Genomic DNA, 23,403 nt, shown 5'->3' with positions numbered 1-23,403 from the left:
GGCTTCAGCGCCGGGAGCCGCGCCGGAGCCGGTGCCGGCGCAGCCGACGCCGGCGGGCGATCCGCCACAGCGTGCCGCCGTTGCTCTCCCGGCCGGTGCGCACGTAGTCCAGGATGTCGTCGTTGCGGGCCGACAGCTCGATCCGCCGGCGGGCCGACTCCGGTCCGGCGAACAGGACCTCGTCATCGACCTGCAGCAGGGTGTCCGGACCGGGGCGGTAAATCATCGTCCCGGCCCGGGAGACCAACAGGGCGACCGCCGGGATCCGGCGCTCGCGGTCGTGTGGATCGGTCAGCAGGTGGGCCAGCGAGACGTCCTTGCCGTCGGCCACGTCCCGGTACACCGCCTCCGCATTGCGGGGGCTCACCTTCAGCGTCCAGTTGTGCGGCACCCGGCCCGGGGTGGCGGCCTCCAGCCGGGCGGAGATCCCGGCACACCACTGCTCGTCGCGGTTCGGCATCTCGTGCAGGAACGCGGCCAGCAGCGGGGTGGTGATCACGGACAGGAACTCGGAGGCGACGATCCGGCTCGGCACCATCGCCAGGTCGTCGGCGAACGCCTCGAACAGCGGGGCGTTGGACTCCTTGTTCTGCCGGGTCACTACGAAGATGCCAGGGTTCATCGTACGGGCGGTGACCGCGATCGCCAGGTTCTTCACGTCCCGGTCGTTGCCTGCCACGATGCCGACCGAGTGGTGGATCCCCGCCTCGCGCAGCTCGTCCGGCTCGGTGCCGGTGCCCTGCACGGTCACCGTCCCCTCGTCGTAGTGCTTCTGGTCGATGATCGTCACGCTCATCCCGTTGCGCCGCAACTGGGTGGTCACCGCGTGCCCGAAGCGGCCGTACCCGCAGACGATCCAGTGGCCGTGCGGAGGACGGAACCGCTCGGGGGCATCGGACCCCGACAATCCGGTCAGCAACTCGCGCAGGTGGTAGTGCTCCGGCGTCGCGACGGCGGAGGCGAGCAGGGACGCGAACCGTTCGAACGGGTTGATCACCAGGTCGGCGCCGAAGGCCGTCAGGTTGATCTCGGCCACGTGCACCCAGCGGACCCGGGCCATCACGGGCAGACGCGGCGACAACAGCCGGACCGCGACGGTGATGGCGATGTTGGTGTCGTCGTCCTCGGTCAGCGCGATCACGCCGCGACAGAACGGGGAGCCCAGGCCGGCCCGCTGCAGCACCGCCGGGGAACTGGCGTCCGCCACGGCGATCGTCGGGTCGGTACGCAGGTCCTCCAGCATCAGCTCACGCAGCCGGGCCTCGTTCGGCTCGATCATCACGACGCGGTAGCCGAGCGTGTCGAGCCCGCGGGTGACCAGCGCGCCGGTCTCCCCGTAGCCGCAGACGATGTAGAACGGCTCGTTCAGGTTGCGTACCCGCTGGGCCAGGCGGGCCGTCCGCAGGGCATTGCGGAAGGCCGGGTCCTGGAGCAGGGCCACCAGCGTGACCAGGGCGTACGACCAGCTGGTCACCGAGACGAGGATGGCGAAGACCATCCACATCCGCTGCGCCTCGGAGAAGGCGGTGGGGAGCTCGCCGAAGCCGATCGTGGTCGCGGTGTACGCCATCACATAGACCGCGTGGAACAGCGACAGGGGCGGGGTGGCGTTGCCGTCGGCGTCCACGCCGGGGATCAGGGCCAGGCCGAACACGCAGACCGAGAAGACCGTGATCACCAGGATCAGCGGCGCACGCATGCGCCGCAGGACGAGGAAGAAGACGTTGCTCATGGGGCCGTCCCGCCGCCGGTCAGCGGCGCAGCATGACGGATTCGGTGATCATCAGCACCACCGAGATGGTGTTGGCGAACAGCGCCCCTGCCGACAGCGACACCACTGTCGCCATCTGGTGCGTGCTCAGCGGGTCGGAGCCGGCCACGTGCGAGTAGAGCGTCCAGACGATGCCCGAGCCGATCAGCTGCAGGTCGGCTACCAGGCTGGTGGCCAGGTGGACCGCCCCCAGCTGGGTCCGGTCCCCGAACTTCAGCACCGTCGCGATCAGGCTGACCAGGATCGCGGCCGCCAGCTCCCAGACGTTGTGGAGCAGGGGGTCGCCGAGGTTGCCGATGGTGAAGCCGAAGTTCAGCGTCGCCGCGAGAGTGATGAAGAAGCCGAAGACGATCTTCTCGAAATTCATCGGTGCTCCTGGGGGTTGGCTCTCGTTGGCGGCACTCGTCCTCACTCTAGACTCAGGCAGGCTCGGCGACCGGCCCACGGCAGGCGGGCCTCACTGGAAGTTTCCCCGCCGAAGGGATGGAATGGCGACTGCCACAGTCGCGACGGAAGGTACCACCAGGATGTCCCACCCCGGCAGCGCCCCAGAACCCCACACCTCGGCGGTCGCGGGCCGCCTGAACTGGCTGCGCGCCGGCGTGCTCGGCGCCAACGACGGCATCGTCTCGACCGCCGGCCTGGTGATCGGCGTCGCCGCCGTCAATGCGTCCGCCACCGGAGCGATCATGGTCGCCGGTGTCGCCGGCATCGTCTCGGGGGCGGTCTCGATGGCCCTGGGCGAGTACGTCTCGGTCTCCACCCAGCGCGACACCGAGAAGGCCCTGATCGCCAAGGAGAGCTTCGAACTCGAGAACTACCCCGACCAGGAGTTCGCCGAGCTCGTCGGCCTCTACCGCCACCGCGGCCTGTCGAAGGAGACCGCGACCAAGGTGGCCCGCGAGCTCACCGAGCATGACGCGCTGGGCAGCCACCTGCACATCGAACTGGGCATCGACGCCGACGAGCTGACCAGCCCCTGGCAGGCCGCTGCAGCCTCGGCGGTCTCGTTCACCCTCGGGGCAATCCTGCCGGTGCTGGCAATCCTGCTGATGCCGGTGCCCGCCTGGCGGATCCCGCTCACCTTCGCCGTGGTCCTGGTCGCACTGGGCCTCACCGGCCTGGTCAGCGCCAGGCTCGGTGGTGCCCCTCGCGGTCGCGCGGTCGTGCGGCTGCTGGTCGGCGGTGGGCTGGGGATGGCGATCACGTACGGCATCGGCACCCTGCTGGGCGTCGGCGGCAGCTGAGCCACCCGACCGCCCGGCAGGGGCCGTGGCGTCGGCCGGTCAGTCCCGGCGGACCGCACGCAGGTACAGCGCGTGCACGGCCTGCGCGACGGCGGCGGGGGTCTCGACGTGGCTGAAGTGGCCCGCCTCGGGGATCTCGATCATCTCCACGTCGGCCAGCCGGCTGGCCATCTGGCGCGCATCGGCGGCCGTGCCCATCGTGTCGTGCTCCCCGCGGAGCACGATCGCCGGGGCACTGATCAGGCCCAGGGCCTCCAGGTGGTCCGGGCGGGCGGCCATCGCGCGCTGGGCCCAGGCGATGCCGGCGGCGGGGGCCCGGCCGAGGTCCTCTCGGACCTGGTCGACCACCTGGGGGCGGTTGGCCAGGGTGATCGGGCTCAGGGCCTTCAGCAGCAGCCCGCTGACGACCTCGTTGCCGCCCTCGCCCTCCGCCTCGTCGGCGGCGGCCAGCCGGGCCGCTCGGGCATCGTCGTCGTCGGCGGTCGCCTTGGTGTCGAGCAGCGCCAGGCCGGCGAGGACCTCGGGGCGGCGGGAGGCGATCTCGAGCAGCGTGTAGCCGCCCATGGAGAGCCCGGCCACGACGGCCCGGTGCACCCCCAGCTCGGCCAGGTCGGCGACGATGGCGTCGGCGTACGGGACGAGGGAGGGCTCACCCTGCAGGGGGGCGGAGTCACCGAACCCGGGGGCGTCCACGGTCAGCACCGGGATGTCGTCCAGTTCCGCGACCACGTCGTGCCACATCGTCGCGTCGAAGGGGAAGGCGTGGAGCAGCACGAGGGGGACCTCGGCGAGGGATCCCTCGGCGGGGACGGTCCCGTGGCGGTGCCAGGCAAGCAGAGTCATGGCTCCATCGTGCCAGTCGGGACGCGCGGCGACGCCCGGTTCCGAGTCGGCCGTTCCCCGGCAGGTCTCCTTCCCAACCGGCGGTGCTGGGCCTAGCGTTGGCCCATGATTGCAGTCACAGGGGCGACCGGGCGGCTCGGCGGACGGATCGCGCAGCGACTCGCCGCCGCGGGTGTCGCCACCCGGCTCCTGGTCCGGGACCCGTCCCGGGCACCCGAACTGCCCGGTGCCGAAGCCGTCCTCGCCCCGTACGGCGATGCCGACGCGGTCCGCGCCGCGCTGGCCGGGGTCGACGCCGTGCTGATGGTCTCGGCCTCCGAGAGCGAGGACCGGCTCGAGCAGCACCTCACCTTCGTCCGGGCCGCCGCGCAGGCCGGGGTCGGCCACGTCGTCTACACCTCCTTCTTCGGCGCGGCGCCGAAGGCGACGTTCACCCTGGCCCGGACCCACTTCCACACCGAGCAGGCGCTCCGCTCGGCCGGGCCGGCCTGGACCTTCCTGCGAGACTGCCTCTACGCCGACTTCCTGCCCGGCATGGTCGAGGACGAGGGCGAGGGCGGGGTGATCCGCGGTCCGGCGGGCCACGGCCGGGTCGCTGCGGTGGCGCAGGACGACATCGCCGACGTGGCCGCCGCGGTGTTGCTGGACCCGGGCGCGCACGCGGGCCGGACGTACGACCTGACAGGACCGGAGGAGCTCACCTTGGATGACGTCGCCGCCATCGTGTCCGCCGCGCAGGGGCGTCCGGTGCGCTACGAGGAGGAGACCTTGGCCGAGGCGTACGCCTCGCGGGCCCGCTACGGCGCGCCCGACTGGCAGGTCGAGGCCTGGGTGTCGACGTACGTCGCGATCGCCCGCGGCGAGATGCAGCCGGCCACCGACGACGTCCCGGCCCTGCTGGGACGTCCGGCGACCTCACTGGAGCAGTTGCTCCGGGCGGAACGAGGCCGAATGTCGGCCTGATGTGATTGAGTCGACCCAGACGACGACAGGAGAGACATGATCCGCTTCGACCATGTCCACAAGCGATTCCCGGACGGGACCGTCGCTGTCGAGGACTTCTCCTTGGAGGTGCCCTCGCACCAGGTGGCAGTGCTGCTCGGCTCCTCCGGATGCGGCAAGACCACCCTGATGCGGATGGTCAACCGGATGGTCGACCCGACCAGCGGGTCGGTCTGGATCGACGACGACAACGTCGCCGACCTCGACCCGGTCGCCCTGCGCCGGCGGATCGGCTACGTGATGCAGAGCGCCGGGCTGCTGCCGCACCGCACCGTCGCCGACAACGTGGCCACCGTCCCGGTGCTGGAGGGCTCCCCTCGGCGCGCCGCCCGCCGCCGCGCCCTGGAGCTGCTGGAGCTGGTCGGCCTCGACCCCGGGATCGCGGACCGCTACCCCTCGCAGCTGTCCGGGGGCCAGCGCCAGCGGGTCGGCGTGGCGCGGGCCCTGGCCGCCGACCCGAACATCCTGCTGATGGACGAGCCGTTCGGTGCCGTCGACCCGGTGGTGCGGCGCGACCTGCAGCGCGAGCTGCAGCGGATCCAGGCCGACCTCGGCAAGACCATCCTGTTCGTCACCCACGACGTCGACGAGGCGTTCCTGCTGGGATCCAACGTGCTGGTGCTGCGCAAGGGTGCCGAGGTCGCCCAGTCCGGGGAACCGTCCCAGATCATGGCCCACCCGGCCGACGACTTCGTCGCCGAGTTCATCGGCGGTCCGCGCCGCCGGCTGCACACCGAGACCCGCGACGGCGTGCAGGCGGTGATCGACGCCGAGGGGCGTGTCACCGGCTTCGTCGACCAGGGAGCCGGCTGATGCGCTGGGTGGTCGCGAACTGGGACCAGGTCGTCTCGCTCGCGCTCAACCACGTCCTGCTGTCCGTCCTGCCGATCCTGCTGTCGCTGGTGCTCTCGATCCCGCTGGGCTGGTGGGCGCACCGGCGCCGGACCGCCCGCCGGGTGCTGCTGTCCGGCAGCGGGATCCTCTACGCCCTGCCCTCGCTGCCGTTGTTCGTGATCCTGCCGGTGCTGATCGGCACGCAGATCCTGGACCCCCTCAACGTCGTGGTCGCCCTGACGCTGTACGGCGTCGCCCTGATGGTGCGCAGCTGCACCGAGGCCTTCGACGCGGTCGACGCCGGCGTACGCGACAGCGCGACCGCCATCGGCCACAGCCCCGGCCAGCGGTTCCGGGTCGTCGACCTCCCACTGGCCGGGCCGCCGATGCTGGCCGGGCTGCGGGTGGTCAGCGCCTCGACGCTGTCCCTGGTCTCGGTCGGCGCGCTGATCGGCGTGCCCTCGCTGGGCTACTTCTTCACCGACGGCTACACCCGCAGCTTCCTGACCGAGATCATCGTCGGGATCGTCGGCACCGTGGTCCTCGCCCTGCTCTTCGATGCCCTGCTCGTCCTGGCCGGCCGGCTGCTGATGCCCTGGGTCCGCGCCACCGACACGCGCCGGGAGGACCGATGAGGTTCCTGCTGTCCGCCCTCGCCTGGATCCTCGACCCCGCCCACTGGGCCGGGCCGACGGGGATCGGTGCCCGGCTGGGGGAGCACCTGCTCTACTCGCTGCTCGCCCTGGTGCTGGCCACGGTGATCGCACTGCCCCTGGGCCTGTGGATCGGCCACACCGGACGTGGCCGGGCGATCGCGATCGGCACCTCGGGCGCGCTCCGGGCGCTGCCCTCGCTGGGCCTGCTGACCTTCCTCGCGGTGGCGCTCGGCGTCGGCATCAACGGCGCCCTGCTGCCCTCCACGATCGTGCTCGCCGTGCTGGCCGCCCCCCCGATCCTGGCCGGCGCGTACGCCGGGGTGGAGGGGATCGACCGCGACGTCGTCGACGGCGCCCGGGCCACCGGCTTCAGCGAGCGCCAGATCGTCACCGCCGTCGAGATGCCCCTTGCCGCGCCGATGGTGCTCGGCGGGATCCGCTCGGCCACCCTGCAGGTCATCGCCACCGCGACGATCGCCGCCTACCTCGGGCTGGGCGGCCTGGGCCGCTTCATCCTGGACGGGCTGCCCGTGCGCGACTACTCGCAGATGCTCGCCGGCGCCGTGCTGGTCACCGTCCTCGCGCTGGCCATCGACGGCCTGCTCCTGCTCCTGCAACGCTCCCTGGTCACCGCCGGCGTCCGCGCCGCGACCGGGGTCGAGACCTGACCCGACCCGACCCTCACCTCCCCCAGCAGCCACCACTCCACCGCCCACCATCCCTTGGAGGAACCATGACCCGCCGACCCGTACGACTCCTGGCAGCCGGTGCTGCCATGCTCCTGGCGCTCGCCGGGTGCGCCACCTCCAACCCGACCGCGGGTTCCTCGCCGGCTGCGGGCTCCTCTGCCGCCGCCGGCACGATCAAGGTCGGATCCGCCAACTTCCCCGAGTCCGAGATCATCGCCGAGGCGTACGCCCAGGCGCTGGAGGCCAAGGGTGTCACCGTCGAGCGGCACATGCAGATCGGTGCCCGCGACATCTACATCGCCGCCCTGAAGGACGGCTCGGTCGACCTGGTCCCCGAGTACACCGGCAACCTGCTGCAGTACCTCGACCCGAAGACCACCGCGAAGACCCCCGAGGAGGTCAACGCGGCACTGGCCAAGGCCAGCCCGCAGGGCTTCACCACCCTGACCCCGGCCCCGGCCGAGGACAAGGACTCCTACAACGTGACCAAGCAGTTCTCCGACCAGAACGGCATCACGTCACTGGCCGACCTGTCCAAGTTCCAGGGACAGCTGAAGGTCGGCGGCAACCCGGAGCTGGCCCAGCGCCCGTACGGCCCCAAGGGCCTGACCGACGTGTACGGGGTGCCCGCCGGCAAGATCACCTTCACCGCGATCTCGGATGCCGGCGGCCCGCTGACCGTCAAGGCGCTCAAGGACGGTTCGGTGGACATGGCCGACATCTACAGCACCACCCCGGCGATCACCGACAACGGCTTCGTCACGCTCTCGGACCCGAAGAACATGATCATGTCGCAGAACGTGGTGCCGATGATCAGTGACAAGGTCGCCAGCGCCGACGTCAAGAAGACGCTGGACTCGGTCTCGGCGGCCCTGACCACCAACGACCTGCTGGCGATGAACGCCCGCAACCAGGGCTCCGAGAAGGCCTCCCCGGCGAAGATCGCCGGCGACTGGCTGAAGGAGAAGAAGCTGGTCTGAGCCAACGGGCCAAGCACGACGACGAGGCACCCCCGGCGGCCATCGGCCGGCGGGGGTGCCTCGTACTGCTGGGGGGCTGGGGTGTGGTGACCGGGCGGTCAGCCGCGCTTGCCGTGGTAGGGACGCAGGCCGTCGGCCGGCACCTGGCCGAGGCGTCCGTGCTGGAAGTCCTCGAAGGCCTGCATGATCTCCTGGCGGGTGTTCATCACGAACGGTCCGTACTGCACGACCGGGTCACCGATCGGGCGGCCGCCGAGCAGCAGCACCTCCAGGGCGGGCTCCTTGCCCGACTGGTGCTCGTCCGCGGCGATGGTCAGCCGGTCCCCGGTGCCCATCACGGCGAGCTGACCGGTACGGACCGGGCGGGCGTCGCCGCCGACGGTTCCCTGGCCACCGAGCACGTAGACCAGGCTGTTGAAGTCCTTGCGCCACGGCAGGGAGAGCTTCTCGCCGGGCTGGATGGTGGCGTGGGCCATGGTGATCGGGGTGAAGGTCGAGCCGGGGCCGCGGTGGCCGTCGACCTCGCCGGCGATCACCCGGACCAGCGCACCGGCATCGGAGGAGGCGAGCAGGGCGACCTGGCCGCCCTCCAGGTTCTGGTAGCGCGGCGCGATCATCTTGTCCCTGGCCGGCAGGTTGACCCACAGCTGGATGCCGTGGAACAGGCCTCCGGCGTCGACGAGTTCGGCCGGCGGGGTCTCGATGTGCAGCACGCCCTGGCCGGCGGTCATCCACTGCGTGGCGCCGTCGGTGATCATGCCGCCACCACCGTGGGAGTCCTGGTGCTGGAACTTGCCGTCCATGATGTACGTGACGGTCTCGAACCCGCGGTGCGGGTGCCAGTCGGTGCCGCGGGCCTCGCCCGGCGCGTACTCGACCTCACCCATCTGGTCCATGTGCACGAACGGGTCGAGCTGCTCGAAGGACACGCCCGCGAAGGCGCGGCGGACCGGGAAGCCGTCCCCCTCGAAGGAGCTGGGGGCGGAGGTCACGCTGACGGCGGTCCGCTCGGACTCCTCCGGGCGGGCGGCCGTGATGCGCGGCAGGGTGAGGGTATCGGCGGTCACGGCGGGCATGGTTCCTCCTGGTGGTGGGCATCTACTGCCTCGTACAACAGTTGATTGGTCAATCATATTCCCGGAGGCCGGGGAGAGCCAGAGGGCGTGCCGCCGGGGAGTGTGTGGTCCCGGTGGTTCGCGGGCCCGGTAGTTTGTGGACATGGCAACGATCGCGATCATCGGCGGACACGGCAAGGTGGCACTGCGGCTGGCCCCGCTCCTGGTGGAGCAGGGGGACCGCGTGCTGGCCTGGGTGCGGCACGAGGACCAGTTCGAGGAGGTCCGGGCGGTCGGCGCCGAGCCGGTGCTGGCCGATGCCGAGACGATGGACGTCCCCGCGATGGCGGCAGCGCTCGCCGGTGCCGATGCCGTGGTCTGGTCCGCCGGCGCTGGGGGCGGTGACCCGGCCCGTACGTACGCCGTCGACCGGGACGCAGCGATCCGGTCGATGGAGGCCGCCGCAGCGGCCGGCGTACGCCGCTACGTGATGGTGTCGTGGGCCGGCTCGGTGCCCGACCACGGGATCGACCCGGACAACTCCTTCTTCCCGTACGCGGATGCGAAGCTGGCCGCCGATGAGCACCTGCGGGGCACGGACCTGGACTGGACGATCCTCGGCCCGGGCACCCTGACGCTGGACCAGCCGACCGGAGAGATCGGCGCCGGCGACATGTCGCGCGGACGGCGGACGTCGCGGGCCAACGTGGCCCTCGCCGTGCGTGAGGCCCTCGCCCAGCCGGCGACCATCGGCAGGTTCATCCGGTTCGCCGACGGGGACGTGCCGATCGCCGAGGCCTTCGCCGCCCTCTGAGGCCTGCGTCGCACTCTGACGTCGCCACCGGTCCACGCCGGTGGGGCACTAGGTTGGTGGCCATGACGCAATCGTGGGACCCCGCCCTGTGGGAGCCGGTGGCCGGCTTCGAGGACTTCACCGACATCACGTACCACCGCGCCAAGGGCGTACCCGCCGTACGGATCGCCTTCGACCGCCCCGAGGTGCGCAACGCCTTCCGGCCGCAGACGGTCGACGAGCTCTACCGGGCCCTCGACCATGCCCGGATGAGCTCCGACATCGGCTGTGTCCTGCTGACCGGCAACGGGCCGTCGGCCAAGGACGGCGGCTGGGCGTTCTGCTCCGGCGGTGACCAGCGGATCCGCGGCAAGGCCGGCTACCAGTACGCCGAGGGGGACACCGCCGAGTCGGTCGACCCGGCCAAACTCGGCCGACTGCACATCCTCGAGGTGCAGCGGCTCATCCGGTTCATGCCCAAGGTGGTGATCGCCCTGGTCAACGGGTGGGCGGCCGGCGGCGGGCACTCCCTGCACGTGGTCTGCGACCTCACGCTCGCCTCTGCCGAGCATGCGCGGTTCAAGCAGACCGACGCCGACGTCGGTTCCTTCGACGGAGGCTTCGGATCGGCCTACCTGGCCCGCCAGGTCGGCCAGAAGTTCGCCCGCGAGATCTTCTTCCTGGGCGACACGTACGACGCCGACGACGCCTACCGGATGGGCATGGTCAACAAGGTCGTGCCGCACGACCAGCTCGAGGTCGAGGGACTGGAGTGGGCCAGCAAGATCTGCGGCAAGTCCCCGACGGCGCAGCGGATGCTGAAGTTCTCGTTCAACGCGATCGACGACGGGCTGGTCGGCCAGCAGGTGTTCGCCGGGGAGACGACGCGGCTGGCGTACATGACCGACGAGGCCGTGGAGGGACGCGACTCGTTCCTGGAGAAGCGGGACCCTGACTGGTCCCGCTTCCCCTACTACTACTGATCACTACTACTGATCGGCGCGGACGCTCAGCTGCCGGCCTTGCGGCGGAACTGGCGCTTGCCGCCGACCTGGCCGTGCGGGCCACCCTGGGCGTTGCGCTGGTCGTTGCGGGCTGCGTCGTTGGCGCGGTGGCCGGCATGCTTCGCCTCGAGGGCGGCACGCATCTGTTCCTTCGGGTCGAGGGCGTGCGGGTCGACCGGGGTATCGGCGCCGCTGTCGGGCGTCTCGGCAGTTGTCATGCCATCCACTGTGGCACACCGGGCGGTGGCGCGGCGCCCCCTCGGCGTGCCGTGGCCTTGTCGGCGGGTGGAACAGGGTGCTGTCGCGCGCTGGGGGAGCGCGCCTACGCTCGGCGTCATGAGCACAACCGTCACCCTCGACCCGGCCACCCCGATCACGACCATGGCCGGTGAGCAGGTCACCCCGGCGCACTTCGCCGGCAACGTCCTGCTCGTCGTCAACGTCGCCTCGCAGTGCGGCCTCACCCCGCAGTACGCGCAGCTGGAGGCGCTGCAGCGTACGTACGGGGAGCGCGGACTGCAGGTCCTCGGCTTCCCGTGCAACCAGTTCAAGGGCCAGGAGCCCGGCACCGACGAGGAGATCGCAGCCTTCTGCAGCGCCACCTACGGTGTCACTTTCCCGGTCTTCTCCAAGATCGAGGTGAACGGTCCGGGCCGCCACCCGCTCTACCAGCAGCTCACCCGGGTGCCGGCCGAGCCGGGACGCCGCGAGTTCCCCGGCGCGAGTGAGCGCGAGCCCGAGGACATCCGCTGGAACTTCGAGAAGTTCCTGGTCGACCGCGAGGGTACCGTGGCGGCCCGGTTCGCCCCGGACGTCACCCCGGAGGACCCGGCCGTGGTGGAGGCCATCGAGCGGCTGCTCTGATCGTCGTACGCCACCCCTCGGCACAGAACGCGGCTCGAATTGCCGCCTTGTCCTGCATCGCTAGGGTCGGGGCATGGCCGAAACCTCTGTTGTCCCCTCGTCCGTCCGGCGGCTGCGCCTCACCGCGATCGTCGCTACCGTGCTCATCGTCATCCAGCTCGGGCTCGGCATCATGATCGCCACCGGGAACGGCGGGCTCCGCGAGGCCCACGCGGGGATCGGCTACCTGCTGGTGCTCACCGGCATCGTCGCGTCGATCTTCGCCTGGTCCGCCGCCAAGGTGGCCGGCTCCAAGGGCGTCTTCTTCCACGCCCTCTCGCTGCCCGTGCTGATGCTGGTCCAGATCGGCCTGGCCGAGATGGGTCTCGAGGTGGTGCACATCATCCTCGGCATCCTGATCGTGGTCGCCGTCGTCGGGTTGGTGCCGATGGCCGGCAAGCTGGCCGGCCGCACCGCCGCCACCCCGGTGGCCTGACCTCCCCGTCCTCGAACGACAGACGTCCGGCCCGGATCTGATCCGGGCCGGACGTCTTCTGTCGTGTCGGTGCCGTCCTGTCCACGAAGGACGGGACGGCAGGGGCTGGGTCAGCTGACCGAGGCCGCAGCCCGTGGTGCATCGGCGTGCAGGGGCTGGTGGGAACCCCCTCGCCAGGCGGCGTACTCGGCCAGGCCGAGCAGGACGAAGGCGTTGATGCCGTGCAGCAGGCCGAGGTACTCGCTGAGCGCGACGCCGCCGATGCCGAGGGCCACCTGGAGGATCGCCGCGAGCAGGATCAGCAGGGCCCACTTGCGGCCGTCGCGCATGGCCAGGCTGAGGGCAACGAGGACGAGGGCGACGATCGGGATGACGTACATCCCGACCATGCCGTGGACCATGGCGCCTGCCGGGAACGGGACGCTGTCCAGGGTCGCGGTGGGATTGTTCAGCTGGTACTTGATCTCGGCCGCCATCCCCCAGACGACGACGGCCGCCTGGACGACCACCAGCAGGGCGATCAGGTGTGCGATGTACTTGTAGATGGTGTGCATGTCAGACCCTTTGGAATGCACGCCGCGGCCCCCCGCCGTGGCTCCTGATGTGATTCTAGTCACATGGATCGAGGGCGGCAACGGTGTGTCGCAGGGTCTGTCCCAGCGCCTGGCGGCGGTCGGGGAGCCTCAGTTCGCCAGCCCGTACAGCCGGTCGCCGGCATCGCCCAGGCCCGGCACGATGTAGCCGTGCTCGTTGAGCTGCTCGTCGACGGCGGCCACGACCAGATGGCAGGGGACCCCGAGGTCCTCGACCATCGTGCGGACGTGGTCGATGCCCTCCGGGGCGGCCAGGATGCAGATCGCGTTGATGTGGTCGGCGCCGCGGTCGACCAGGAACCGGATGGTCCCGGCCAGCGAACCACCGGTGGCCAGCATCGGGTCCAGCACGAAGCACTGGCGCCCGGACAGGTCGGCGGGCAGTCGCTCGGCGTACGTGACCGGCTGCAGCGTCTCCTCGTTGCGCGCCATCCCGACGAAGCCGACCTCCGCCGAGGGCAGCAGGCGGGTCATGCCACTGAGCATCCCCAGCCCGGCCCGCAGGATCGGGACCACCAGGGGGCGCGGTCCGGACAGCCGTACGCCCTGCGCCTCGCGGACCGGCGTGGACACCGTGCAGGGCTCCACGCGTACGGTGCGGGTCGCCTCGTACGCCAGCAGGGTGACCAGTTCGTCGGTCAGTTCCCGGAACACGGGCGAGTTCGTCGAGCTGTCCCGCAGCAGGGTCAGCTTGTGCGCCACCAACGGATGATCCACGACATGAAGTTCCACGTCCCACAGCGTGCCACACCTGGCGCGTGTCCGAGGGCGGCACCCCCCGGGGGTCCGGCTGTCGCCGCGGCCGGTTGTCTGAGAACATAAGGTGCGCATGGGCAATCAGGAGGTTGGCGTGGCTGACTACGACGACGAGGAACTCGACGACCTTGACCTCGACACCGAGGAGGAGGTCGACGAAGATGACGACGACCAGTTCGATGACGACTTCGACGAGGACGACTACGAGGAGATCGAGGACGCCACCGACGACGACGTCGACTTCGCCGTAGCGGCCTACCGCGAGGACGGGAACACCGTGGTGGTGGCGCTGGACCTGGAGATGGCCAACGACCTCGACGAGATGATCAACCACCTGCGTCGGCTGCCCGGCGAGGCAGGGGCGATGGGCATGCTCTCGCTGGTGGAGGAGGTCTTCGTCATCGTCCGTGTCCGCGGTGCTGTCGTGCAGGTTTTCCTGTCCGACGGTGCGGCCGCGTACGACTGGCCGATCGCGCGCGACATCCTGGACTACCTGGGCATCGACGAGCCGCCCGAGGGCGAGGACGAGGACGACGTCGAGCCCGTCGGGGACTCGGAGATCCTGCGGGACCTGGGCGTGGGCGACTTCGACCTCGAACAGCTCGCCGAGGACTTCGACACCTCCAGCGACGAGGCCCTGCTCCAGTTGGCCGACCGGATCGGCATGGGCCCCCAGGTGCGGGCCACCGTCCGCGAGGAGTTCGAGGACTGAGCGAGGGCTCCGGTAGCCGTACGCCCCCGCCCGCCCCCTATGGTGGCTGGCGGGGGCCGATGCTGCGTGCCCTGGAGGAGGCGCGGCTTGCCCCGGCGCACGGTGACGTGCCGATCGGTGCGGTCGTGCTGGGCCCCGACGGGTCGGTGCTCGCCGTCGGCCACAACGAACGGGAGCTGCACGCCGACCCCACCGCGCATGCCGAGATCGTGGCCCTGCGCCGCGCGGCCCGGGCGCTGGGGGAGTGGCGCCTGGAGGGCTGCACCATGGTCGTCACCCTGGAGCCCTGCACGATGTGCGCGGGGGCGATCGTGGGTGCGCGCGTGGCCCGGCTGGTCTTCGGGGCGTACGACGAGAAGGCCGGTGCCGTCGCCTCGCTGTGGGACGTGGTCCGTGATCCCCGGCTGAACCACCGCCCGGAGGTGACCGGCGGGTTCATGGCGGCCGAGTGCGCGGCGCCGCTGCTGGAGTTCTTCGGCGAGCGGCGCAGCGGCGGTGGCGACCACTGAGGCGGTGGAGCGGCCTGGTCGGATCGGCGAGGGTCTGGACTGTCCACAGTTCAGCCGATTGGCGCCCGGAGGACAACTCGTTGTAATGTTCTCGACGGTGACGTGTCTGAGCGGCCGAAGGAGCTCGCCTCGAAAGCGAGTGTAGGGCAACCTACCGTGGGTTCAAATCCCACCGTCACCGCCATGTTGAAGGGGCTGGGTCCAGTGGACCCAGCCCCTTCTGGCATGCCGGACCTCCCGCAGGGGGATGGGGACGGGAGGTCCGGGGATCGTTGGGCGGAGCGTCAGGCGGTGGGCATCAGGACGCCGTCGATGACATGGATGACACCGTTGGTGGCCTGCACGTCGGTGGTGATGACGTTCACGCTGTGGCCGGTGGCATCGACCAGGGAGACCTTGTCGCCATTGACCTTGATGGTCAGGTCGCCGCCCTGGAGGGTGGGGACCTTCTTGCCGTCCATGGTCAGGACATCGGCGGCCTTCACCTCGCCCTTGATCACGTGGTACTTGAGGATCTCGCTGAGCTTGCCCTGGGGTTCCTTCAGCAGCGTGTCCACCGTGCCTGCCGGCAGCTTGGCGAAGGCCGCGTCGTTCGGTGCGAACACCGTGAACGGGCCGGGCCCCTTCAGGGTGTCCACCAGGCCGGCGGCAGTGAGGGCTGCGGTGAGGGTCTTGAAGTCGCCCGCGGCGACGGCGGTGTCGACGATGTCCCCGGTGGGGCTCGCCTGGGTGGAGGGGGTGGGGGTGGACTCCATGGTCGAGGTGGTGGCCATCGGTGTCGGGGTGGTGGTCGAGGTAGTGCTGGTGCCGGAGGAGCAGGCTCCGAGGAACAGGGCCAGGCTGGCGATTCCGGCAGCGGCGATGGAACGCTTCATGACTGGGGCCTTTCACTAAGGTTTGTAGAACCATTGTGCAAACTCTGTGTAAGGTATGTCAAGAGGGTGTCGCATGTCTGTAGAGTGCTGCCGGGAGGGTTTGTGTACACCATCAAGTGGGTCTCCGAGAAGCTGGGGCTGGCTCCGGCCACGTTGCGCGCGTGGGAGCAGCGCTATGGGGTCGTGCACCCCTCGCGCTCCGACGTCGGCTACCGGCTCTACGACGATGCGGACCTGGACTCGCTCCGGACGATGTCCGGCCTGGTCGCGGCGGGCATGCAGCCCGCACAGGCCGCCGAGGAGGTCCGGGCGGGCAGGGGTGCCCACCGGCACCAGGGCGAGGAGCCGACCGGGGCACCGGCGGGGTTGCCCGCCCCGGGAGCGCTGGTGGAGGCGGCGCGGAGCTTCGATGCCGTGGCTCTGGAGGAGACGCTGGTGGCCGCCTTCACCACCGCGGGCTTCGAGTACGTCGTCGACGTCTGGCTGATGAAGGCCATGCGGGAGGTCGGCAACGCCTGGGCCGCCGGCGACCTGGGTGTGGCGGAGGAGCACTTCATCAGCTCCGGCGTGATGCGCCGCCTGGCCGCCGCCTTCGATGCGGCCGGGAACGCCCGCTTCGCCCCACACGTCGTGGTCGGGCTGGCCCCGGGTTCGCGCCACCAGATCGCTGCCCTCGCGTTCGCCACCATGCTCCGGCGCGCGGGGCTGCGCGTCACCTACCTCGGCGCGGACCTCCCGGTCTCCAGCTGGGCCGATGCCGTGCGTACGATCCGCCCGGACGCCGCCATTGTCGGGACGCCCCGGGTGGAGGACAACGTCGCCGCCGCCGAGGTCATCGCAGCCCTCCTGGAGGTCTCACCCGGCACCCAGGTCTTCCTCGGCGGCCAGGGTGCGCTGCCCGAGAACGCCCTGCAGGGCGACACCCTGGCCCAGGCCAGCCAGTGGCTGGCGCGCCGACTCACCGGGTCCTGACCGGCCGGCCGCCTCAGCGGGAGTGGTAGAGCAGGCCGGTGAGCGCGTCGACGGCCCGGGTCGGCAGGTACTTGGCCAGCATGATGATGGCGGCGGCACGCCGGCCGACCGGGTAGCGCGCCCGCGGGTCGTCGTCCAGGGCGGCCTCCACGATCACGTCCGAGACCCGCGAGGCCGGGACTGACAGCAGGCTGGAGTTCATCGACTTCAGGGCCCGACGGGTCGCCCGGGCCTGCTTCTCGTACGGGGTGCCCCTGGAGGCGTCGGCCAGCGACTTCGCCGCGATCGCGTTCCACTCGGTGCGCACCGGACCCGGCTCGACCAGCACCACGTCGATGCCGAAGGGCCGCAGCTCCAGGCGCAGGCAGTCGGACAGGCCCTCGACGGCGTGCTTGGAGGCGTGGTACCAGCCTCCGTACGGCTCGGCGACGTAGCCGGCGATCGAGGAGACGTTGATGATGCGGCCCCGGCCCACCTCGCGCATGTGCGGCAGGACCAGCTGGGCCATCCGGGCCAGGCCGAACACGTTGACCTCGAACTGGGCCCGCGCGTCCGCCAGGGGCACCGTCTCCACGGCGCCGAACGCGCCGAACCCGGCATTGTTCACCAGCAGGTCGATCCGCCCCTGCTCGGCGTGGACCCGGTCGACGAGTTCGCGCATCGAGGCGTCCTCGGTCAGGTCGACCGCGTGCACGTGCACGCCGCTCTCCGCCAGGCCGGCCAGCCGGTCCGTACGCCGCGCCACGGCGTACACCTGGTAGCCCTTCGCATGGAGCTGGCGTGCGGTGAGTTCGCCGATACCGGACGATCCTCCGGTGACGATGGCGACGGGGGCGACCATGGGGTGTCCTTCCGTGGGGGGAGATCGGCTCCACCCTACGTGGCGGGCCGGTGCGCGTGGCGGTGGTCCGCGGGCTCCTGCCGGCGGCCCGTGACCGGTGCGCAGGGGCGCGTCAGCCGGCCTTGGGGGAGGGGGAGGCCGCCGGCATGGCTGGCAGGCAGATCTCGGTGCTGTCCACGTTGATCGCCGCAGCCGCGCCCTTCTTCATGCCGGCGAAGTCGTCCCCGAGGACCACCTGGACCCGGTGGTCGGCGAGCCGGTCGGGCTCGGCGCGGACCTCGGCCTTGGGGAACTGGGCCGCGACGAGCTTCACCTCGGGAGCGTCGACCGCTGCGCCGATCACCACCACGTCTCGGGTGCTGATGCCGTTGGCGTTGCCGATCCCGCTGACGATGAACTTCTGCTTCTCCAGGGCCGTGGCGACCTGGCCGGCCAGGCCGCGCTTGGAGCCCGAGTTGTCCACCTCGACGGTCACCTGCTGGGAGAAGAGCTTGCCGTCCTTGATCGGCTGCACCACGCACGGCGCGGGCTGTGCAGCCTGCGGCGGCTTGAGGATCTCCCGCCAGGCCCAGACGGTGCCGAGCGCGACCAACCCGACCAGGACCAGGAGCACCAGCGGTGTCCGGACCATCCGCCAGAGCTTCTGCGCGTCCACGACGACTCTCCCCGGGTTGATGTGACGATCGGCTGAGTGTAGCGGGAGGTCTGCTACTTGATCTCCAGTACCCGGGCGTGCATCGTCTGGCGCTGCTGCAACGCCGCCCGGAGGGCACGGTGGAGGCCGTCCTCCAGGTACAGCTCGCCGTTCCAGGACACGACATGGGCGAAGAGGTCGCCGTAGAACGTCGAGTCCTCCTCCAGGAGGGCCTCGAGGTCCAGCGTGCGTTTCGTCGTCACCAGTTGGTCAAGGCGCACCTGGTGCGGCGGGATCGCTGCCCACTGCTTCTGAACGTACCCGTGGTCCGGGTAGGGGCGTCCGTCACCTACGCGCTTGAAAATCACACCCCCACCGTACGTGCCCATCGCTGGGGGTGGGAGGTCCATGCCGAGGTCGGCGGCACACGTTAGGAAGATGTGACACTCTGACGTCATGGACCTGACCCCGGAACTGGCAGCCATCCGCGACGGATACACCTTCGACGTCCCGACCATCCAGCTCGGCGTGGCCGGCGACGCGGACGGGCCCCACCCCGAGGTCGGGGTTCGCATCCCGCTGGGCATGCTGAACCGCCACGGCCTCGTGGCCGGCGCGACCGGAACGGGCAAGACCATCACCCTGCAGACGCTCGCCGAGCAGGTCTCGCGCGCCGGGGTGCCGGTCTTCGCCGCGGACGTGAAGGGCGACCTGTCGGGGATGGCCTCGGCGGGCGTGTCCTCCCCCAAGCTGCTGGAGCGTACGCAGGCGAACGGGCAGCAGTGGCAGCCCAGTGCCTGTCCGGTCGAGTTCTACGCCCTCGGGGGCGAGGGCACCGGCATCCCGCTGCGTACGACCATCTCCTCCTTCGGGCCGATCCTGCTCTCCAAGGTGCTCGGCCTGAACGACACCCAGGAGTCCTCCCTCGGGCTGGTCTTCCACTACGCGGACACGAACGGGTTGGCGCTGCTCGACATCGCCGACCTGCGCGCGGTGCTCATGCACCTGGACTCGGAGGAGGGCAAGTCCGACCTGAAGGGCATCGGAGGCATCTCCGGCGCCACCCTCGGCGTGGTCCTGCGCGAGCTGACCAACTTCGAGGCCCAGGGCGGCGACAAGTTCTTCGGCGAGCCGGAGTTCGACACCGCCGACCTGCTCCGCACGACCCCCGAGGGCCTCGGCATGGTGTCGATGGTGGAGCTGGCCCAGCTGCAGGACAAGCCGCAGCTGTTCTCCACCTTCCTGATGTGGCTGCTGGCCGACCTCTACCACGACCTGCCCGAGGTGGGTGACGCCGATCGACCCAAGCTGGTGTTCTTCTTCGACGAGGCGCACCTGCTGTTCCGGGACGCGACGAAGGCCTTCCTGGAGTCGATCACGCAGACCGTCCGACTGATCCGCTCCAAGGGAGTGGGCGTGTTCTTCGTCACCCAGACCCCCAAGGACGTCCCCGACGACGTACTGGCCCAGCTCGGCTCGCGGGTGCAGCACCAGCTCCGTGCCCACACCCCCAACGACGCCAAGGCCCTGAAGGCGACGGTCTCGACGTACCCGACCTCGCACTACGACCTGGAGAAGACCCTCACCGAGCTCGGCATCGGCCAGGCCATCGTCACGGTGATGGATCCGGACGGCGCGCCGACCCCCGTCGTGTGGACCCGGGTCTGGGCACCCGAGTCGAAGATGGGCCCGACCCCGCCCGACCAGGTCCAGGCCGCCGTCGCCGCCTCGCCGCTGCAGCAGAAGTACGGCACCGCCGTCGACCCGCGCTCGGCCCGCGAGATCCTTGCCGAGCGACTGGAGCAGGGCGCCGCGACTGCCGCCGCCGAGACGGCCCGCACCGCCGAGCCGGCTCCGGCGCCCACGGCGCAGCCGGCCGAGCCCCGTGGGGCGCGGGAGCGTGCGCCGCGGTCCCGGGCGCAGGAGAAGTCCGTGGTCGAGCAGATCGTCGGATCCAGTGCGTTCAAGCAGTTCACCCGGACCGCTGCCCGCGAGATCGCCCGCGGCGTGTTCGGCGCTGCCCGTCGCCGCTGAGCGTTCAGCCCAGCAGCTGCTGGGTGTCCACGTCGGTGCCGGTGAGCTGGAGCCGTACGCCCTGGGGATCGACGGCCAGCGAGTCGTAGTGCAGTGAGCCGAGCGGTGGCAGGCGGTAGCCCTGGTCGACCCGCTGCAGCAGGGGGTCGACCAGTCCCTGCGGGACGGTCGTCCCGGCCACTGTCGCGGTGGCATCGCGGATCCCCAGCCCCCCGTTCGTGGGGTCGAGCTCGGGGGTGCCCTCGATGGTGACCGGCACCGACCGGCCGAACAGCTGCAGTGACTCCGAGAGCCGTACGCGGTTGGCCGACACGTATGCCAGGTCCACTCCGCTGAGGTCACGGACGGTCTGCCAGGACAGCTCCACGCTCCCCGTCACCGTTCCGGCGACGATGTGCTGTTGGTCGCGTACGCCGGTCAGCCGGGTGCCCCGCAGGTCGACGTCGCGGACCTGGACGGGCCGGCCCTCGGCGTTGATGGTGAGGCTGTCGGCGCGCAGCCGGCCTCCGTCGAGGCGGTCCTGGCCCACCTGCCACAGGAACGGCCACCCGGTCAGCTCGACCTGCACGCCGTGGCCGGTGTACTGGCGGGTGAGCTGGGCGGCGACGCTATCCTGGACCCGCTGCCGGACGATGGTGTCGGCCAGTGCCGCGGCACCGGCGACCAGGACCGCCAGCAGGACCAGGGCCAGGACGATGCCCGCGCCGCGGCGGCGTCGTGGCCGCCGGCGGCCGAGCGGGGGCAGGGGGATCGTCGGCTGGGTCACGAAAGCCTCTCGGGTGTGCGACGGTGGGCCGCCTCGAGCGTACGTGCCCCGACGAAGCCGACGAAAAGGCACGTGCGAGACACGTCCTGAGACAGCTCTTGACTTAGTTGTATCGGCGACATAAAGTTGTGGATGTCGAGGGGGAAGCACCGGTGGAAGCCGGGAGGCATCCCTTGACACCCGAAGAAGAACACGACGAAGGAGAACCACGATGATGGATCGCAACGAGTCCGGCAAGAAGAACCTGGTCGAGCTGTGGATGGATGGCTTCCGCCAGACCGCGGAGCAGCAGGCCAAGGCTGAGGAGTTCGGCCTCCGCTTCTGAGTTGAGCCGAAGGTCCACGGACAGCGTCGTCCGCGGCCGCTACCCCCACCGGAGACCATCGGGTCGCCGGTTTTTTTGTTCCTTCGGGCGGTGATCGGGCCCGCCCGGTGGCGCCCGACCCGGACACCCGCGGCGCAGCCCGTCCTGGACTCTTGCCGTGCCCGCCGTCCGCACCGAGACTGGCCGCATGGCCATCGCGATGAAGGACCTGCAGGACAGTGCACTCGGCGACCTGCGCCTGCACCCGACGCACAAGTGGATCCGGGCCGCCACCCACGGCGACCTGGTCGTGGTCGACAGCCGCCGCGCCCTCCTGGTCTGGGAGCCGCGCCGCATCGTCCCCTGCTACGCCGTACCGGAGCCCGACGTCATCGGCGAGCTGGTTCCCTCGGACGGTGCGGGCAGCGTCAGCCGTCGCGTCGCCCTGCCCAGGGATCCCGACATGCCCCACGGCGTCCTGACCCCCGACGACCCGTTCGTCCGGCACTCGACCCCTGGCACGTCGCTCACCATCCGTACCGAGGCCGGTGACCTGCCGGCGGCGGCGTTCGCCCCCGACGACCGTGACCTGGCCGGCTGGGTGCTGCTCGACTGGGACGCCTTCGGCCAGTGGTACGAGGAGGACGAGCCCGTGATGGGCCACCCGCACGACCCGTTCAAGCGGATCGACTGCCTGCGCTCCAGCCGGCACGTCGAGGTGACCCATCGGGGCGTGGTGCTGGCCGACACTCGCCGGGCCACGCTGCTGTACGAGACGCACCTGCCGACGCGCTACTACATCCCGCGCGAGGATGTCGCGATGGAGCTGCTGGAGCCCTCCGACCGGCACACCGTGTGCGCCTACAAGGGGCAGGCGTCGTACTGGTCGGCCCGGATCGGCGACGAACTGCTGGCCGACATCGCCTGGACGTACGAGGCCCCGCTGCACGATGCGGTTCCGGTCCGCGGCCTGGTCGCCTTCTACGCCGGGAAGCTGGGCCTCACGGTGGACGGGGTCGTGGCGGGGGAGCGCCGGCCGCGCTGAACGGCCGGCGCGGTGCAGGCTCGCGTGGTGCAGGCCGGCGATGGCACCGAGACGGCCTGAGCCCTTCATCGGCGTAGTCTGCCGGGGCCGGGGACGCCAGGGCCGCGGCGGGAAGGCCAGTTGTGCTGCACGTCCTCTCGGCGACCTTGCCGATCTTCCTCGTCGTCGGGCTCGGGTACGTCCTGACCCGTCGCGGGATGTTCCGCCGGGCCGACATGACCATCCTGTCGAAGTTCGTGGTCAAGGTCGCGCTGCCGCTGCTGATCTTCATGAACGTCTCCGGGCGCAGCGCCACCGAGATCTTCAACCCCACCTACCTGTTGACGTACGCCGGGGCCGCGATGGTGATGTTCGCCCTCGCGTTCGGCTACGCGAAGGTGCTGGGCCGGACCTCGCAGCGGGCGACGTTCATGGCGATGGGCATGGGTGGCACCAACAACGGCTTCATCGGCTTCCCGGTCTTCCTGATCCTTTTCGCCGAGGTCGCCGGGGCGGCGATCGGCATGGACATGCTGGTCGACAACGTCCTGATCATCCCGCTGACCCTGTTCCTGGCCGAGCGCTCGGTCGGCACCGGCAACCTGGCCCAGCGGATCGTCGCGACCGTACGCGGGGTGCTGCTGCACCCGATGGTGCTGGCGATCATCGCCGCGCTGGTGCTCAACGCGTTCGGGATCACGCTGCCGGCGGTGCTGGACCGCAGCCTGAAGCTGCTGGCGCAGACCTCCTCCGGGGTGGCGCTGTTCACCGTCGGCGGGATGCTCGTCGGCCTGCAGATCCACGGAATGGTCACCGACATCGTCGTGACCGTGGTGGGCAAGCTGGTGGTGATGCCGGCCGTGGCGATCGGTCTCGTGGTCGGCCTGGTGGCCGTGGGCCTGCCGGGCCTGTCCCCGGAGCTGCGCGCGGCGGCCGTGTTGACCTGTGCGCTGCCGACCTACTCGATCCTGCCTGCGCTGGCCCAGCCGTACGGGGAGGTCGACGTGACGACGGCCTCGATGATGCTCTCCACGGTGCTCTCGTTCGTCACCCTGTCGGGGTGGATGCTGGTGCTGCGCGGCATCGGCTGGATGTGACCGCGGTCCGAGCCATGAGCACGCAACCCCTGGGCGGGCAACGACGAGGGCGGGCATCCACCCGATGCCCGCC

At 70.7% G+C, this 23,403-nt stretch carries 28 protein-coding genes and 1 tRNA gene; 17 read left to right on the top strand and 12 right to left on the bottom strand.

The genetic code is table 11. The features are described from left to right. Positions 1–4 precede the first annotated feature (4 nt). Positions 5–1,732, bottom strand: coding sequence for a potassium channel family protein (locus GA0111570_RS05500; protein ID WP_092607536.1), 1,728 nt, complete (start codon positions 1,730–1,732; stop codon positions 5–7). Positions 1,733–1,751: 19 nt separating this feature from the next. Then, positions 1,752–2,138 (bottom strand): DUF6394 family protein, encoded by a 387-nt coding sequence (locus GA0111570_RS05495; RefSeq protein ID WP_092607533.1) that lies wholly within the window; start codon positions 2,136–2,138, stop codon positions 1,752–1,754. A gap of 121 nt (positions 2,139–2,259) precedes the next feature. On the opposite strand from GA0111570_RS05495, the gene GA0111570_RS05490 reads away from it, so the two are divergent. Continuing rightward, entirely contained in the window at positions 2,260–3,018 is a 759-nt protein-coding gene (locus tag GA0111570_RS05490; protein ID WP_245703035.1) for a VIT1/CCC1 transporter family protein, read from the top strand. Positions 3,019–3,057: 39 nt separating this feature from the next. On the opposite strand, the gene GA0111570_RS05485 is transcribed toward GA0111570_RS05490, so the two are convergent. Further along, the gene (locus GA0111570_RS05485; RefSeq protein ID WP_092607527.1) at positions 3,058–3,861 is read right to left on the bottom strand and encodes an alpha/beta fold hydrolase; all 804 of its coding nucleotides are present in this window, start codon (positions 3,859–3,861) and stop codon (positions 3,058–3,060) included. Between the two features lie 105 nt (positions 3,862–3,966). On the opposite strand from GA0111570_RS05485, the gene GA0111570_RS05480 reads away from it, so the two are divergent. The 5 genes from GA0111570_RS05480 to GA0111570_RS05460 all read left to right on the top strand — a co-directional run bounded on the left by GA0111570_RS05480 (position 3,967) and on the right by GA0111570_RS05460 (position 8,022). Further along, the gene (locus GA0111570_RS05480; RefSeq protein WP_092607524.1) at positions 3,967–4,824 is read left to right on the top strand and encodes an SDR family oxidoreductase; all 858 of its coding nucleotides are present in this window, start codon (positions 3,967–3,969) and stop codon (positions 4,822–4,824) included. 36 nt (positions 4,825–4,860) lie between these two features. After that, positions 4,861–5,676, top strand: a complete 816-nt coding sequence (locus GA0111570_RS05475; RefSeq protein ID WP_092607521.1) for an ABC transporter ATP-binding protein — start codon at positions 4,861–4,863, stop codon at positions 5,674–5,676. After that, positions 5,676–6,332 (top strand): ABC transporter permease, encoded by a 657-nt coding sequence (locus GA0111570_RS05470; protein ID WP_092607518.1) that lies wholly within the window; start codon positions 5,676–5,678, stop codon positions 6,330–6,332. Before GA0111570_RS05475 ends, GA0111570_RS05470 begins: the two co-directional genes overlap by 1 nt. Further along, on the top strand, positions 6,329–7,021 hold the full coding sequence (locus GA0111570_RS05465; protein ID WP_092607515.1) for an ABC transporter permease: 693 nt from the start codon (positions 6,329–6,331) through the stop codon (positions 7,019–7,021). The genes GA0111570_RS05470 and GA0111570_RS05465 overlap by 4 nt, the downstream gene beginning before the upstream one ends. Before the next feature lie 65 nt (positions 7,022–7,086). Further along, entirely contained in the window at positions 7,087–8,022 is a 936-nt protein-coding gene (locus GA0111570_RS05460; protein ID WP_092607512.1) for an ABC transporter substrate-binding protein, read from the top strand. A 98-nt stretch (positions 8,023–8,120) separates the two neighbouring features. On the opposite strand, the gene GA0111570_RS05455 is transcribed toward GA0111570_RS05460, so the two are convergent. Then, a complete protein-coding gene (locus GA0111570_RS05455) occupies positions 8,121–9,098 on the bottom strand; it encodes a pirin family protein (RefSeq protein ID WP_092607509.1) in 978 nt (325 codons plus the stop codon). Between the two features lie 142 nt (positions 9,099–9,240). On the opposite strand from GA0111570_RS05455, the gene GA0111570_RS05450 reads away from it, so the two are divergent. Both GA0111570_RS05450 and GA0111570_RS05445 read left to right on the top strand, forming a co-directional pair. Then, positions 9,241–9,891 (top strand): SDR family oxidoreductase, encoded by a 651-nt coding sequence (locus GA0111570_RS05450; protein WP_092607506.1) that lies wholly within the window; start codon positions 9,241–9,243, stop codon positions 9,889–9,891. A 62-nt stretch (positions 9,892–9,953) separates the two neighbouring features. Next, the gene (locus GA0111570_RS05445; RefSeq protein WP_092607503.1) at positions 9,954–10,853 is read left to right on the top strand and encodes a 1,4-dihydroxy-2-naphthoyl-CoA synthase; all 900 of its coding nucleotides are present in this window, start codon (positions 9,954–9,956) and stop codon (positions 10,851–10,853) included. A 26-nt stretch (positions 10,854–10,879) separates the two neighbouring features. On the opposite strand, the gene GA0111570_RS05440 is transcribed toward GA0111570_RS05445, so the two are convergent. After that, positions 10,880–11,092 (bottom strand): DUF5302 domain-containing protein, encoded by a 213-nt coding sequence (locus GA0111570_RS05440; protein WP_092607500.1) that lies wholly within the window; start codon positions 11,090–11,092, stop codon positions 10,880–10,882. Positions 11,093–11,210: 118 nt separating this feature from the next. Here GA0111570_RS05440 and GA0111570_RS05435 point away from each other — a divergent pair, with 118 nt between their 5' ends. Then, positions 11,211–11,738, top strand: coding sequence for a glutathione peroxidase (locus GA0111570_RS05435; protein WP_092607497.1), 528 nt, complete (start codon positions 11,211–11,213; stop codon positions 11,736–11,738). 73 nt (positions 11,739–11,811) lie between these two features. Continuing rightward, on the top strand, positions 11,812–12,213 hold the full coding sequence (locus GA0111570_RS05430; protein WP_092607494.1) for a hypothetical protein: 402 nt from the start codon (positions 11,812–11,814) through the stop codon (positions 12,211–12,213). A gap of 110 nt (positions 12,214–12,323) precedes the next feature. On the opposite strand, the gene GA0111570_RS05425 is transcribed toward GA0111570_RS05430, so the two are convergent. Further along, complete coding sequence (locus GA0111570_RS05425) at positions 12,324–12,767, bottom strand: hypothetical protein (protein ID WP_092607491.1); 444 nt, start codon at positions 12,765–12,767, stop codon at positions 12,324–12,326. Positions 12,768–12,896: 129 nt separating this feature from the next. Next, complete coding sequence (gene upp, locus GA0111570_RS05420) at positions 12,897–13,523, bottom strand: uracil phosphoribosyltransferase (protein ID WP_175557342.1); 627 nt, start codon at positions 13,521–13,523, stop codon at positions 12,897–12,899. A gap of 133 nt (positions 13,524–13,656) precedes the next feature. Between upp and GA0111570_RS05415 the strand changes: the two genes are divergently transcribed. From GA0111570_RS05415 to GA0111570_RS05405, 3 genes are all read left to right on the top strand, one after another. Beyond that, a complete protein-coding gene (locus GA0111570_RS05415; RefSeq protein ID WP_245703034.1) occupies positions 13,657–14,274 on the top strand; it encodes a tRNA adenosine deaminase-associated protein in 618 nt (205 codons plus the stop codon). A 59-nt stretch (positions 14,275–14,333) separates the two neighbouring features. After that, the gene (tadA, locus tag GA0111570_RS05410) at positions 14,334–14,783 is read left to right on the top strand and encodes a tRNA adenosine(34) deaminase TadA (protein WP_092607482.1); all 450 of its coding nucleotides are present in this window, start codon (positions 14,334–14,336) and stop codon (positions 14,781–14,783) included. 96 nt (positions 14,784–14,879) lie between these two features. Further along, a tRNA-Ser gene (locus GA0111570_RS05405) sits at positions 14,880–14,967 on the top strand. A gap of 100 nt (positions 14,968–15,067) precedes the next feature. Here the strand turns inward: GA0111570_RS05405 and GA0111570_RS05400 are convergent. After that, positions 15,068–15,658 (bottom strand): fasciclin domain-containing protein, encoded by a 591-nt coding sequence (locus GA0111570_RS05400; protein ID WP_092607480.1) that lies wholly within the window; start codon positions 15,656–15,658, stop codon positions 15,068–15,070. A gap of 102 nt (positions 15,659–15,760) precedes the next feature. Here GA0111570_RS05400 and GA0111570_RS05395 point away from each other — a divergent pair, with 102 nt between their 5' ends. Next, a complete protein-coding gene (locus GA0111570_RS05395) occupies positions 15,761–16,630 on the top strand; it encodes a MerR family transcriptional regulator (protein ID WP_175557341.1) in 870 nt (289 codons plus the stop codon). Between the two features lie 13 nt (positions 16,631–16,643). On the opposite strand, the gene GA0111570_RS05390 is transcribed toward GA0111570_RS05395, so the two are convergent. The 3 genes from GA0111570_RS05390 to GA0111570_RS05380 all read right to left on the bottom strand — a co-directional run bounded on the left by GA0111570_RS05390 (position 16,644) and on the right by GA0111570_RS05380 (position 18,473). Beyond that, positions 16,644–17,471 (bottom strand): oxidoreductase, encoded by an 828-nt coding sequence (locus tag GA0111570_RS05390; RefSeq protein ID WP_092607475.1) that lies wholly within the window; start codon positions 17,469–17,471, stop codon positions 16,644–16,646. Positions 17,472–17,583: 112 nt separating this feature from the next. Next, the gene (locus GA0111570_RS05385; protein ID WP_092607472.1) at positions 17,584–18,126 is read right to left on the bottom strand and encodes a LytR C-terminal domain-containing protein; all 543 of its coding nucleotides are present in this window, start codon (positions 18,124–18,126) and stop codon (positions 17,584–17,586) included. Between the two features lie 53 nt (positions 18,127–18,179). Beyond that, positions 18,180–18,473 (bottom strand): type II toxin-antitoxin system VapB family antitoxin, encoded by a 294-nt coding sequence (locus tag GA0111570_RS05380; RefSeq protein WP_092608244.1) that lies wholly within the window; start codon positions 18,471–18,473, stop codon positions 18,180–18,182. An 88-nt stretch (positions 18,474–18,561) separates the two neighbouring features. Between GA0111570_RS05380 and GA0111570_RS05375 the strand changes: the two genes are divergently transcribed. Next, a complete protein-coding gene (locus GA0111570_RS05375) occupies positions 18,562–20,139 on the top strand; it encodes a helicase HerA-like domain-containing protein (RefSeq protein ID WP_092607469.1) in 1,578 nt (525 codons plus the stop codon). A 4-nt stretch (positions 20,140–20,143) separates the two neighbouring features. Here the strand turns inward: GA0111570_RS05375 and GA0111570_RS05370 are convergent, their stop codons facing one another. Next, positions 20,144–20,905, bottom strand: coding sequence for an LmeA family phospholipid-binding protein (locus GA0111570_RS05370; RefSeq protein WP_175557340.1), 762 nt, complete (start codon positions 20,903–20,905; stop codon positions 20,144–20,146). Between the two features lie 512 nt (positions 20,906–21,417). Between GA0111570_RS05370 and GA0111570_RS05365 the strand changes: the two genes are divergently transcribed. Both GA0111570_RS05365 and GA0111570_RS05360 read left to right on the top strand, forming a co-directional pair. Beyond that, positions 21,418–22,254 carry a DUF427 domain-containing protein gene (locus tag GA0111570_RS05365; protein WP_092608241.1) on the top strand — a complete coding sequence of 279 codons (837 nt, stop codon included), beginning with the start codon at positions 21,418–21,420 and terminating at the stop codon, positions 22,252–22,254. A 122-nt stretch (positions 22,255–22,376) separates the two neighbouring features. Continuing rightward, a complete protein-coding gene (locus tag GA0111570_RS05360; RefSeq protein ID WP_092607463.1) occupies positions 22,377–23,330 on the top strand; it encodes an AEC family transporter in 954 nt (317 codons plus the stop codon). Positions 23,331–23,403 lie beyond the last annotated feature (73 nt).

This window comes from Raineyella antarctica, from assembly GCF_900092135.1.
Classification (GTDB): domain Bacteria; phylum Actinomycetota; class Actinomycetes; order Propionibacteriales; family Propionibacteriaceae; genus Raineyella; species Raineyella antarctica.
This window is presented reverse-complemented; position numbering and strand designations above follow the sequence as displayed.